13 protein-coding genes and 1 tRNA gene are annotated in these 12,209 nt (G+C 72.6%); 11 read left to right on the plus strand and 3 right to left on the minus strand.

Annotation, left to right across the window (positions count from 1 at the left end):
• Window positions 1-16: 16 nt before the first annotated feature.
• Window positions 17-1,006, minus strand: coding sequence for an ArsA-related P-loop ATPase (locus E4198_RS11410; RefSeq protein WP_136183056.1), 990 nt, complete (start codon window positions 1,004-1,006; stop codon window positions 17-19).
• An 89-nt stretch (window positions 1,007-1,095) separates the two neighbouring features.
• On the opposite strand from E4198_RS11410, the gene E4198_RS11415 reads away from it, so the two are divergent.
• From E4198_RS11415 to E4198_RS11430, 4 genes are all read left to right on the plus strand, one after another.
• Entirely contained in the window at window positions 1,096-1,251 is a 156-nt protein-coding gene (locus tag E4198_RS11415; RefSeq protein ID WP_136183057.1) for a DUF4177 domain-containing protein, read from the plus strand.
• Window positions 1,248-1,721, plus strand: coding sequence for a RidA family protein (locus E4198_RS11420; protein ID WP_136183058.1), 474 nt, complete (start codon window positions 1,248-1,250; stop codon window positions 1,719-1,721). The genes E4198_RS11415 and E4198_RS11420 overlap by 4 nt, the downstream gene beginning before the upstream one ends.
• A 117-nt stretch (window positions 1,722-1,838) precedes the next feature.
• Window positions 1,839-2,741: an NUDIX hydrolase gene (locus E4198_RS11425; protein ID WP_136183059.1), complete on the plus strand. Its 903-nt coding sequence runs from the start codon at window positions 1,839-1,841 to the stop codon at window positions 2,739-2,741.
• Window positions 2,738-3,568 carry an MBL fold metallo-hydrolase gene (locus tag E4198_RS11430; protein ID WP_136183060.1) on the plus strand — a complete coding sequence of 277 codons (831 nt, stop codon included), beginning with the start codon at window positions 2,738-2,740 and terminating at the stop codon, window positions 3,566-3,568. Before E4198_RS11425 ends, E4198_RS11430 begins: the two co-directional genes overlap by 4 nt.
• Before the next feature lie 81 nt (window positions 3,569-3,649).
• On the opposite strand, the gene E4198_RS11435 is transcribed toward E4198_RS11430, so the two are convergent.
• Entirely contained in the window at window positions 3,650-4,324 is a 675-nt protein-coding gene (locus E4198_RS11435; protein ID WP_027765274.1) for a Crp/Fnr family transcriptional regulator, read from the minus strand.
• 303 nt (window positions 4,325-4,627) lie between these two features.
• Here E4198_RS11435 and nth point away from each other — a divergent pair, with 303 nt between their 5' ends.
• The 4 genes from nth (at window position 4,628) to E4198_RS11455 (ending at window position 9,757) form a co-directional block, all read left to right on the plus strand.
• Entirely contained in the window at window positions 4,628-5,539 is a 912-nt protein-coding gene (gene nth, locus E4198_RS11440; protein WP_247597638.1) for an endonuclease III, read from the plus strand.
• 62 nt (window positions 5,540-5,601) lie between these two features.
• Window positions 5,602-6,273, plus strand: coding sequence for a CoA pyrophosphatase (locus E4198_RS11445; RefSeq protein WP_136183061.1), 672 nt, complete (start codon window positions 5,602-5,604; stop codon window positions 6,271-6,273).
• A 12-nt stretch (window positions 6,274-6,285) separates the two neighbouring features.
• Window positions 6,286-7,488, plus strand: a complete 1,203-nt coding sequence (locus E4198_RS11450; RefSeq protein WP_136183062.1) for a MarP family serine protease — start codon at window positions 6,286-6,288, stop codon at window positions 7,486-7,488.
• A gap of 55 nt (window positions 7,489-7,543) precedes the next feature.
• On the plus strand, window positions 7,544-9,757 hold the full coding sequence (locus tag E4198_RS11455; protein ID WP_136183063.1) for a transglycosylase domain-containing protein: 2,214 nt from the start codon (window positions 7,544-7,546) through the stop codon (window positions 9,755-9,757).
• A gap of 64 nt (window positions 9,758-9,821) precedes the next feature.
• On the opposite strand, the gene E4198_RS11460 is transcribed toward E4198_RS11455, so the two are convergent.
• Entirely contained in the window at window positions 9,822-10,286 is a 465-nt protein-coding gene (locus E4198_RS11460) for a GatB/YqeY domain-containing protein (protein ID WP_136183064.1), read from the minus strand.
• A 114-nt stretch (window positions 10,287-10,400) separates the two neighbouring features.
• Here E4198_RS11460 and E4198_RS11465 point away from each other — a divergent pair, with 114 nt between their 5' ends.
• The 3 genes from E4198_RS11465 (at window position 10,401) to E4198_RS11475 (ending at window position 12,149) form a co-directional block, all read left to right on the plus strand.
• Entirely contained in the window at window positions 10,401-11,342 is a 942-nt protein-coding gene (locus tag E4198_RS11465; RefSeq protein ID WP_136183065.1) for a metallophosphoesterase, read from the plus strand.
• 83 nt (window positions 11,343-11,425) lie between these two features.
• Window positions 11,426-11,499, plus strand: a tRNA-Pro gene (locus E4198_RS11470).
• 200 nt (window positions 11,500-11,699) lie between these two features.
• On the plus strand, window positions 11,700-12,149 hold the full coding sequence (locus E4198_RS11475) for a hypothetical protein (RefSeq protein ID WP_136183066.1): 450 nt from the start codon (window positions 11,700-11,702) through the stop codon (window positions 12,147-12,149).
• Window positions 12,150-12,209 lie beyond the last annotated feature (60 nt).

Consider the following 12,209-nt stretch of genomic DNA (forward strand, 5'->3'; position numbering starts at 1 on the left):
GCGCCCGTTCCCGCGCTCACTTCCGCACCCCCTGGTCCGCCAGGTCGGCGGCGAGTCCGTACAGGCCCGCCAGGTCCACGCCCTCGTCCAGCAGCTCCAGTTCCCACACGGGCAGCCCCAGCGCGTCGACCTCGGCACGCTCGGCCCGTTCCAGGGCGACCCGTTCGACGTGCTCGCGCCCCTGTCTCAGCAACGGCGCGACGAGCTGCTCCGCCCGCCCGCCGCGCCCCGCGCCGCCGAGGCCCGCGGCCGCGAACGCCCGCGCCAGCCCTGCCGGCACGACGTCATCGCCGGCCGCCACGGTCGCGGTGGCCGGCTCGTCCAGCAGCCGGGGGCGCAGCATGTTGACCGCCACGCCGCCCACCGGCAGTCCGGCGGCCCGCAGTTCGGCGACGCCGTCCACGGTCTCCTGCACCGGCATCTCCTCCAGCAGCGTCACGAGGTGCACGGCCGTCTCGGCGGACTTGAGGACGCCCATCACGGCCTGGGCCTGCCGGTGCACGGGGCCGACCCGCGCCAGCCCGGCCACCTCGTCGTTCACGCCGAGGAAGCGGGTGATGCGCCCGGTGGGCGGCGCGTCCATCACCACCGCGTCGTACGCCCACCTGCCGCGCTTGTCGCGGCGTCGCACGGCCTCGCACACCTTGCCGGTGAGCAGCACGTCGCGTAGCCCGGGGGCGATGGTGGTGGCGAAGTCGACGGCTCCCATCTTGCGCAGCGCGCGCCCCGCACCGCCCAGTTTGTAGAACATCTGGAGGTAGTCGAGGAGAGCCCGTTCGGCGTCTATGGCGAGCGCGTACACCTCCCCGCCGCCGTGCGCGACGGCGATCTTCCGCTCCTCGTAAGGCAGCGCCTCCGTCTCGAAGAGCTGTGCGATGCCCTGGCGTCCCTCCACTTCGACGAGCAGCGTGCGCCTGCCGTCGGCGGCCAGCGCCAGCGCGAGTGCGGCGGCGACCGTCGTCTTGCCGGTCCCGCCCTTGCCGGTGACTACGTGCAGCCTGCTCACGTGTCGGAGCCTAACCAGGACCGGTCCCCCGCACGCGTAGCGCCCCCGTGCCGCGTCCGTCCCGAACCCGTAGAGGCTAGGGTCGTGCCATGACGAAGTGGGAATACGCGACCGTGCCGCTCCTCGTGCACGCGACGAAGCAGATCCTGGACACCTGGGGCGAGGACGGCTGGGAGCTCGTCCAGGTGGTGCCTGGCCCGAACGCCGAGCAGCTGGTGGCCTACCTCAAGCGGGAGAAGGGGTGACCGCGGGCGGCTCCGTCGAGGCGCGGATCGCCGAACTCGGCCTGGCGCTGCCGGAGGTCGCCGCCCCGGCGGGCGCGTACGTGCCGGCGGTGCGGACCGGGTCGTACGTGTACACGGCCGGCCAGGTGCCGTTCGTGGACGGCAAGCTGCCCGCCGCCGGCAAGGTCGGCGCCGGGGTGAGCCCGGAGCAGGCGAAGGAACTGGCCGGGGTGTGCGCACTCAACGCGCTGGCCGCGGTCAAGTCGGTGGTCGGCGACCTGGACCGCATCGCGCGCGTCGTGAAGGTCGTCGGGTTCGTGGCCTCCGCTCCGGACTTCACCGCGCAGCCCGGTGTGATCAACGGAGCCAGCGAGCTGCTGGGCGAGGTCCTCGGCGACAAGGGCGTCCACGCGCGCAGCGCGGTGGGCGTCGCGGTGCTGCCGCTGGACGCGCCGGTCGAGGTGGAGATCCAGGTCGAGCTGGCGGACTGAACGGCGTGACGGCCGGATGACGGGCGGCGCACGCACCGTCCGGCGGTGCCGCCACCGGGGCGGTGCCGCCGCCGGGCGCCCTCGAACATCCGGCGACCGACCCGTAGCATCCGCCCCATGACCACCAAGAACGGCCAGTGGTACCCGCCGGAGTGGCCGGAGCGCATCCGGGCGCTCGCGGCGGGCGACCTCACGCCCGTCACGCCGCGCCGGGCCGCCACCGTGATGCTCCTGCGGGAGACCACCGGGGACGGTGCGGCGGGCGGGGGCGGTGCGGCGGGCGACTTCGCCGTCCACATGCTGCGCCGCCGCGCCTCCATGGCGTTCGCCGGCGGCGCGTACGCCTACCCCGGCGGGTCCGTCGACCCGCGCGACGAGGCCGAGGACGCGGAGATCGGCTGGGCGGGCCCGGCGCGCTCGGTGTGGGCCGTGCGGTTCGGCACCGACGAGGCGACCGCGCAGGGCATCGTCTGCGCGGCCGTGCGGGAGACGTTCGAGGAGGCGGGCGTCCTGCTCGCCGGCCCGGACGCGGACACCGTGGTCGCCGACACCACGGGCGAGGACTGGGAGGCCGACCGCGCCGCGCTCGTGGCGCGCGACCTGTCGTTCGCGGACTTCCTGGCCCGTCGCGGCCTGCTGCTGCGCAGCGACCTGCTGGGCGCGTTCGCCCGCTGGGTCACCCCGGAGTTCGAGGCACGGCGCTACGACACCTGGTTCTTCGTCGCCGTCCTCCCCGAGGGGCAGCGCACCCGCAACGCCTCCTCGGAGGCCGACCGCACGGAGTGGATCCGCCCCGCGGACGCCGCCGCCGGCTACGACCGCGGCGACCTGCTGATGATGCCGCCCACCATCGCCACCCTGCGGCAGCTTCAGGAGTACGGCTCTCCCGCCGCGGCGCTCGCCGGCTCCGCCGAGCGCGACCTGGACCCGGTCCTGGCCCAGGCCCGGCTGGACGAGCAGGGACGCATCGAACTGAGCTGGCCGGGCCACGACGAGTTCACCAAGCGGGTGGCGCCGTGACCGACCCCTCCGCTCTCCCCGGACGCCCGCTCGGCGGCCCGATCGACGGCTCGGGCTCCCCGCGCGCGCGTTGCGTGCTGGCACCGAACCCGTCGCCGATGACCCTGGACGGCACCAACACCTGGATCGTCGGCGAGCAGGACTCCGACCTGGCCGTGGTCCTCGACCCCGGCCCGCTCGACGAGGGCCACCTGCGGAACGTGATCACGACGGCGGAGCGGGCCGGCAAGCGCGTCGCCCTCACCCTGCTCACCCACGGCCACCCGGACCACGCGGAGGGCGCGGCCCGCTTCGCGGAGCTGACCGGTACGCCGGTGCGCGCGCTGGACCCGGCGCTGCGGCTCGGCGACGAGGGTCTGGCGGCGGGCGACGTGATCACGACCGGCGGGCTGGAGCTGCGCGTGGTGGCGACCCCAGGGCACACCGCGGACTCGCTCTCCTTCCACCTGCCGGCCGACCGTGCGGTCCTGACCGGCGACACCCTGCTGGGCCGCGGCACCACCATGGTGGCGCACCCGGACGGCAGGCTCGGCGACTACCTGGACTCACTGCGCCGGCTGCGGTCGCTCACCGTGGACGACGGGGTCGCGACCGTGCTGCCGGGGCACGGGCCGGTGCTGGAGGACGCGCAGGGCGCCGTCGAGTTCTACCTCGCGCACCGCGCGAACCGGCTCGCCCAGGTGGAGACGGCCGTGGAGGCCGGACACCGCACGGCGCAGGACGTCGTCGCGCACGTGTACGCGGACGTGGACCGGGCGCTGTGGCCGGCGGCCCAGCTGTCCGTGCGCGCCCAGCTGGAGTACCTGACGGAGCGCGGCCTGGTGTGAGACGAGCGCCGGGCGGCTCCCCGGAGGGAGCCGCCCGGCGCTCGGGGCATGGAGCGGGAGGGCCTCAGGAGGCCGACGGTGTCAGCGGCTGCGCTTGGCCAGCCGCTCGATGTCCAGCAGGATCACCGCACGGGCCTCCAGACGCAGCCAGCCGCGGCCGGCGAAGTCCGCCAGCGCCTTGTTGACCGTCTCCCGGGAGGCGCCGACGAGCTGCGCCAGCTCCTCCTGCGTGAGGTCGTGCACCACGTGGATGCCCTCCTCGGACTGCACACCGAAGCGGCGCGACAGGTCCAGGAGCTGCTTGGCGACACGGCCCGGCACGTCGGAGAAGACGAGGTCGGACATCGAGTCGTTGGTGCGGCGCAGCCGCCGGGCGATGGCCCGCAGCAGCGCGGAGGCCACCTCGGGACGCACGTTCAGCCAGGGCTGGAGGTCGTTGTGGCCCAGGCCCAGCAGCTTGACCTCGGTCAGCGCCGAGGCGGTGGCCGTACGGGGGCCGGGGTCGAAGAGGGACAGCTCTCCGATGAGCTCGCCGGGGCCCAGGACGGCCAGCATGTTCTCCCGCCCGTCCGGTGAGGTCCGGTGCAGCTTCACCTTCCCCTCGGTGACCACGTAGAGCCGGTCGCCGGGGTCCCCTTCGTGGAAGAGTGCTTCGCCGCGGGCGAGCGTCGTCTCGGTCATGGAGGCGCGCAGCTCGGCGGATTGCTCCTCATCGAGCGCCGCGAAGAGCGGGGCGCGCCGCAGAACGTCGTCCACGAGTTCTCTCCTTGTCGACCTGCCCATGGGGATTGTGGCCCCATGATGCCGGACGGTAAAGCGGTGCGATCAGTCACAAGTTTGACGTACGCGCCCGCCCACCCCTACGGCAGGGGGCCGATTGAGCCGCGAATTGCGCTCGTGCGGGGCGAATGTCAGTGGCCCCCTTTAGTCTGGCCGGGTGGCTGATACCCCGGTCGAACGCGCAGGAAGGGGGCCGGGCGAGTGACGGAGGCGGACGATTCCGCTCTGGGCGAACAGGCATCCGGGCAGCACACTGGGGCGACGGAGGGTACACGCTCGGTGAGATCGACGAAGAAGAGCGCAGCGAAGGACACGGCGGCCGGCGCGGCAGGGAGAGGCTCCGGCAGGGAGCCCGCAGCCGCGAAGAAGGCCGAGGAGAAGACCGCGCCGCGGCGGACGGCGGCACGGAGAGCGGCGGCGCGGAAGCCGGAGTCGCACCTCGCCATGGTGCGGCGTGCCCGGCGCATCAACCGCGAGCTGGCCGAGGTCTACTCCTACGCCCACCCCGAACTCGACTTCGAGAACCCGTTTCAACTGCTCGTCGCCACCGTCCTCTCCGCCCAGACGACCGATCTGCGGGTCAACCAGACGACGCCCGCGCTGTTCGCCGCCTACCCGACGCCGGAGGACATGGCCGCCGCCGACCCGGAGAAGCTGGAGGAGCTGCTGCGCCCGACCGGGTTCTTCCGCGCCAAGGCGCGCTCGGTGCTGGGCCTTTCCGCGGCGCTGCGGGACCACTTCGGCGGCGAGGTGCCGGGCACGATGAAGGACCTGGTCACCCTGCCCGGCGTGGGCCGCAAGACGGCGAACGTCGTACTCGGCAACGCGTTCGGTGTGCCCGGCCTGACCGTCGACACCCACTTCGGCCGCCTCGTGCGCCGCTTCGGCTGGACCGAGCAGACCGACCCGGACAAGGTCGAGAAGGAGATCGCGGAGATCTTCCCGAAGAGCGAATGGACGATGCTCTCGCACCGTCTGATCTTCCACGGCCGCCGCATCTGCCATTCCCGCAAGCCGGCCTGCGGCGCCTGCCCCGTCGCCCCGCTCTGCCCGGCGTTCGGCGAGGGCGAGACCGACCCGGAAAGGGCCCGGAAGCTGCTCAAGTACGAGATGGGCGGCAAGCCGGGCCAGCGCCTGAAGCCCCCGGCCGACTACCCGGGCGAGCCGGCGCCCCCGCTGGGGGCTCGGTGACCCGCCCCTCCCCCGGCCCCTGCCCGGGGGCCGGGGCGTCCGCGCACGGCCGGAACGGCACCGTGCCCGTCGACGTCGAGATCCGCCCCGACGGCCTGCCTGAGTGGCTGACGCCCGTGCTGCGGGCCGTCTCCACCGTGCGCCCGGAGCAGCTGAGCCGCTTCCTGCCGCCCGAGGGCGGCGGGCGGCCGTCCGCTGTGCTGATCCTCTTCGGCGAGGGCGCGCACGGACCCGAGCTGCTGCTGATGGAACGGTCCTCGAGCCTGCGTGCCCACGCCGGCCAGCCGTCGTTCCCCGGCGGCGGGCTCGACCCCGAGGACGGCGACCCGGACGGCGACGGGCCGCTGTACGCGGCGCTGCGCGAGGCCGAGGAGGAGACCGGCCTCGACCCGTCGGGCGTGCAGCTCTTCGCCACGCTGCCCGCGCTCTACATCCCGGTCAGCGGCTTCGTCGTCACGCCCGTCCTCGGCTGGTGGCGCCAGCCGACGCCCGTCTCGCCGGTCGATCCGGCGGAGACCGCCCGGGTGTTCACCGTGCCCGTCTCCGAACTCGCCGACCCGGCCAACCGCGTCACCGTCGTCCACCCCCGCGGCTACCGCGGGCCCGCGTTCGCCGTCGACTCGGCGCTGGTGTGGGGCTTCACGGCCGGACTCATCGACCGCATCCTGCACTTCGCAGGCTGGGAGCGGCCGTGGGACCGGGAAAACCTCGTCCCGCTCGATTGGCAGGCATGAGACGGTGACGCGGTGAACGTGCTGGACATACTGCTCGTGCTCGCGGCCCTGTGGTTCGCCTTCGTCGGCTACCGGCAGGGCTTCGTCGTCGGCGTCCTGTCCGTGATCGGCTTCCTCGGGGGCGGGCTCGCGGCGATCCTGGTGCTGCCCCCGCTGTGGAGCGAACTTACCGACGACGCGCCCCCGGGCACGCTCGGCGCGGTGGCGGCCGTCGTCGTCGTCATCGTGTGCGCTTCCGTGGGCCAGGCGTTCACCACGCACCTCGGCAACAGGCTCCGGCGGTACATCACCTGGTCCCCCGCCCGTGTGCTGGACGCCACGGGCGGCGCGCTGGTCAACGTGCTGGCCATGCTGCTGGTCGCGTGGCTCATCGGCTCCGCACTGGCCGGCACCGCACTGCCCACCGTCGGCAAGGAGGTGCGGAGCTCGCGCGTGCTGCTCGGCGTCTCCCAGGTCGTCCCCGAGGACGCCAACAACTGGTTCGCCGACTTCTCCTCCGTCCTCGCGCAGAACGGTCTCCCGCAGGTCTTCTCCCCCTTCTCCAACGAGCCCATCGCCGAGGTCCCGCCGCCCGACCCCGCCCTGGCGAACAGCCCGGTCGTCGCCCGCGCCAAGGAGTCCATCGTCAAGGTCGTCGGCACGGCCACCAGCTGCGACAAGGTCCTCGAGGGCACCGGCTTCGTCTTCGACGACGAGCGGGTGATGACCAACGCGCACGTCGTCGGCGGCGTCGACGAACCCACCGTGCAGATCGGCGGCGAGGGCCGTCTCTACGACGCCACCGTGGTCCTCTACGACTGGGAGCGCGACGTCGCCGTGCTCGACGTGCCCGGCCTGGACGCCCCCTCCCTGGAGTTCGCCGAAGGCGACGCGGAGAGCGGCGACGGCGCGATCGTGGCCGGCTTCCCGGAGAACGGCGCGTTCGACGTACGGTCGGCCCGCGTCCGCGGCACGCTGAGGGCCAACGGCCCGGACATCTACCACCGCGGCACCGTCCGCCGCGAGGTCTACTCGCTCTACACGATGATCCGCCAGGGCAACTCCGGCGGCCCGCTCCTGACCCCGCAGGGCGAGGTCTACGGCGTGGTGTTCGCCAAGTCGCTGGAGAACGACCGCACGGGCTACGCCCTCACCGCCGACGAGGTCCTCCCCGACATCAAGGCCGGCAGCACGGACAACCTCGGCCCCGTCGACAGCCAGAGCTGCGCCCTCTGACGGCGCCCGGCCGTCCCCTCCCGACGGTTCTCGGCGGTCGTCTACGCTGCCCCTTATGGCTTCCAAGCGCGCGGGTGGGCTGTCCATGCCCCAGCAGGTCGCGAGATTCATCGGCGTCAGCGTCCTCGCGGGCGCCGTCACGGCCGGCATCGCCCTCCCCGGCTTCGGGCTGATGGGCCTGGCCGCGAAGGGGTCCGTCGAGGGCTTCGACGAGCTCCCCGCCAAGCTGAAACGCCCGCCGCTCAGCCAGCGCACCACCATCCTCGACAACGAGGGCGGTGAGATCGCCAAGGTCTACTCGCGCGACCGCACCGTCGTCGACATCGCGCAGATGTCGCCGTACGTGAAGCAGGCCATCGTCGCCATCGAGGACTCCCGGTTCTACGAACACGGCGCCGTCGACCTCAAGGGCGTGCTCCGGGCGCTCAACGAGAACGCCCAGTCCGGCCAGATCAGCCAGGGCGCCTCCACACTGACGCAGCAGTACGTGAAGAACGTCTTCGTCGAGGCCGCGAAGGACGACCCGGACGCCGTCGCAGAGGCCCAGCAGCAGACCATCGGCCGCAAGATCCGCGAGCTGAAGTACGCGATCCAGATCGAGGAGGAGCTCACCAAGAAGCAGATCCTCGAGAACTACCTCAACATCACCTATTTCGGGCAGGGCGCGTACGGTGTCGAAGCCGCCGCCCAGCGGTTCTTCTCCAAGCCCGCGAAGGACCTCGAACTCCACGAGAGCGCCCTGCTCGCCGGCCTCGTCCAGTCGCCCAGCTACTACGACCCGACGATCAACCCGGACCGCGCGAAGCAGCGCCGCAACGCCGTCCTGTCCCGCATGGCCGGCAGTCGCGACGTCACCCGCGAGGAGGCGAAGGCCGCCGCGGCTCAGGACCTCGGCTTGGACGTCAGTCAGCCTCAGCAAGGCTGCATCACCGCCGTCAACGGCGCCGGCTTCTTCTGCGACTACGTGAAGGAGGTCTTCCTCGCCAGCCCGGCGTTCGGGAAGACCGCCCAGGACCGGCGTGAACGGTGGAACCGCGGCGGCCTGACGATCAAGACCACGCTCGACCCCCAGGCCCAGACCTCGGCGCAGGAATCCGTCACCTCCCGCGTCGACCAGTCGGACAGCGTCGCCTCCGCGATGACCGTCGTCGAGCCCGGAACCGGACGCATCCTGAGCATGGCCCAGTCCCGCCCGTACGGCACACGACCGGCGGAGAACGAAACGACGCTCAACCTCTCCGTGGACCACGACATGGGCGGCCCGCAGAACGGTTACCAAGTCGGCTCGACGTTCAAGGCCTTCACAGCGGCCGCCGCCCTGGAGAAGGGCATCAGCCCCGCGCAGACCTTCACCACCGGCAGCAAACTGAAGATCGACAAGAGCAAGTTCACGGACTGCAACGGAGCGCCTGGGGCCGGGCCGTGGTCCCTGCAGAACGAGCTGGACAGCGAAAAGGGCACCTGGGACATGAGCTCGGCCCTGGCCAAGTCGATCAACACGTATTTCGTGCTGCTGGAGGAGAAAGCCGGCGTCTGCGCGGCGAAGAAGACGGCTGAGCGGGCGGGCTTCCACCGCGCGGACGGAAGCCCGACGCAAGAGGTCCCCTCCCTCACCCTGGGCACGCAAGGCGCCTCCCCCTTGACGATGGCCACCGCCTACGCCACCTTCGCCAACCGCGGCGTGCACTGCACACCGATCGCGCTCGAGGCCGTCACGGACGACAAGGGGCGGAAGCTCGGTGTGCCGGAGTCCACGTGTTCCCGCGCGATGCCGGAGAAGATCGCGGACACCCTCAACGAGATGCTTACCGGCGTGGTGACGAGCGGTACCGCCCCTTCCGCCAAGCTGGCCGACCGGGACAACGCCGGGAAGACCGGCACGACCGACGGCATGAAGAGTGCCTGGTTCGTCGGCTACACCCCGGAGGCGTCCGGTGCCGTCTGGGTCGGCGACGTCAACCACCAAGTCGAGATGTACGACATCACGGTGGGCGGCCAGTACTACCCGAAGGTCTGCGGCGGATGCCTTCCCGCCCCCATCTGGAAGGGCGGGATCGCGGGTGCCCTGGAGGGCGCGCCCGCGACACCGTTCCAGGACGTGGACGTGCCGCGCGCCGAACAGAAGAAGCCCGAGGACGACCGGGACGAGGACCGCGACGACGACCGGCCGGGCGACGGCGGCGGGAGCCCGTTCCCGGACTTCACCATCCCGCCGGACCTCATCGGCGGCAACGACAACGGCGGCGGCTGGGGACGCGGCCGGGGCTGACCGGACACGCGCGAGGGGGCGCTCCCGTCGGGAGCGCCCCCTCGGCGGTTCGTCCTCGCGCACCTCAGCCGGCGAGCAACTTCTTCACCATGCCCGCGACGCGGCCGCCCTCGGCCCGCCCGGCAACCTTCGGGTTCACGAGCTTCATCACGGCGCCCATCGCCTTCGGCCCCTCGGCGCCCTGCCCCTTCGCCTCGGCCACGGACTCGGCGACGATCTGCTCCAGTTCGTCGTCCGACAGCTGCTTCGGCAGGTAGTCGGCGAGCACCTCGCCCTCCGCGCGCTCGCGCTCGGCCGAGGCCGCGCGGCCGCCCTTCTCGAACGCCTCGGCGGCCTCGCGCCGCTTCTTCGCCTCGCGGGTGATCACCTTCTGCACCTCTTCGTCGGAGAGCGCGCGGGACTCGGTGCCCGCCACCTCCTCCTTGGTGATCGCGGTGAGGGTCATCCGGAGCGTGGCGGAGCGCAACTCGTCGCGCGCCTTGATCGCTGCGGTCAGGTCGTCCTGCAGCCGGGACTTGAGCGTGGTCATGGCACAGGAGTCTGCCAGCCCCACCCGCCGACCGCCCACCGCATTCCCGGGCGGGCGGCCCGGCCCCCGTCCGCAGCCGTGCACGGAGTGTGCCGCGTCTGCGACCATGGTCGGATGCGCGCGCGATACGGAATCCCCCTCAAAGCGACGGCCGGGGTGCTGGCCGCCGGCACGGCCGCCCTGACGTACGCGGTGGCGATCGAGCCGCGCGCCTTCCGGCTCCGCCGCGTGACCGTGCCCGTCCTGCCGGCGGGAGCGCCCCCGCTTCGCCTCCTCCAGATCTCCGACATCCACATGGTGTGCGGGCAGCGCAAGAAGCAGCAGTGGCTCCGCTCGCTGGCCGGGCTGCGTCCGGACTTCGTGATCAACACCGGCGACAACCTCTCGGACACCGAGGCCGTCCCCGAGGTGCTGGACTCGCTCGGCCCGCTGATGGACTTCCCCGGCGCGTACGTCTTCGGCTCCAACGACTACTACGGGCCCCGCTTCCGCAACCCGGCCCGCTACCTCGTGGAGAAGGCGCAGGGCCGGCACGGCCTCAACGGCAACGCTCCCGTGAAGGGCGCCGTCCACAACCCGTGGGAGGACCTGAGGGACGGCTTCGACTCCGCGGGATGGGTGGAGCTGACCAACGCCCGCGGCCGCCTCAAGCTGGCCACCGGCCAGGAGGTCGCCCTCACCGGTCTGGACGACCCGCACATCAAGCGCGACCGCTACAGCCAGGTCGCCGGCGGCTCGGACGAGGGCGCCGACCTCTCCCTCGCCGTCGTCCACGCCCCCTACCTGCGGGTCCTGGACGCCTTCACGGCCGACCGGTACCCGCTGATCCTCGCCGGCCACACGCACGGCGGCCAGCTCTGCGTCCCCTTCTACGGCGCCCTGGTCACCAACTGCGACATCGACACCGACCGGGTCAAGGGCCTCTCCACCCACCGTGCCGGGGGCCGCACCTCGTACCTGCACGTCTCCGCGGGCTGCGGCGCCAACCGGTACACGCCGATCCGTTTCGCCTGCCCCCCGGAGGCCACTCTGCTCACCCTCACCCCGGCCTCCTGACCAGCCCGGAACGACCCCGCCGCCCCCGCAGAAAGCGGATTTCGCGTCCGGGCGGACCTGGGCTAGAGTAGTCCCCGTTGCTTCGGGGTGTGGCGCAGCTTGGCAGCGCGCTTCGTTCGGGACGAAGAGGTCGTGGGTTCAAATCCCGCCACCCCGACTGGAGAACACCGCACAGGGCCCGTACTCGGCTGAGTACGGGCCCTTCGGCGTGTCGTCCCGTTGGTCCCGCGGCTCCGAGGGAGGGACGCGCGTCGCCCGGGTGGCGCGCAGGGGATGCGGTGCGGGGGCGGTCTGCCTAGGTTGATCACACCCAGGGGGGTTTCCGGCCGTCTCCGGCCGACCACGAGAGGACAGGTCATGGCCCCCACGAAGCGTGCGCTCACGAGAGGCGCCGTGGTCGTCGCCGCCGCGCTGCTGATGGCGCCGGTCACCGCCGGATCCGCCGCCGCAGGCGGGTCGGCGGCAGACGGCGGCGGCTCCCGCCACGTGTCGATGCTCGGCAAGTGGAGCGGGTTCCGGGAGCGGATCGCCGACGTCGAGGGGTACCGCAACGGACCCGTCACGCTCACCGTTCGGGAGCAGCAGGGCAAGACGTTCCGCGGGGTGATGCGCTGGTCCACCCCGGACGGCCCGCGCCAGGACCGGCTGGTCGGCGCGTTCACGCCAGGCGCCGAGCTGATGGCCGGCGCGGACGCCGAGGGCACGTACAGCTTCGAACTGCTCGACCGGAACACGCTCGACTACTGCTACACCGAGAGCGGCGAGGGCTTCCGCACCACCTGCGGCCGCCTCCACCGCCACCGCTGACGCACCCGCGACCCTGCGGTCCCGCCCCGGCCCCCGGCTCGGGCGGGACGTCGCCGTGCG

The organism is Streptomyces sp. RKND-216, assembly GCF_004795255.1.
Lineage (GTDB): Bacteria > Actinomycetota > Actinomycetes > Streptomycetales > Streptomycetaceae > Streptomyces > Streptomyces hazeniae.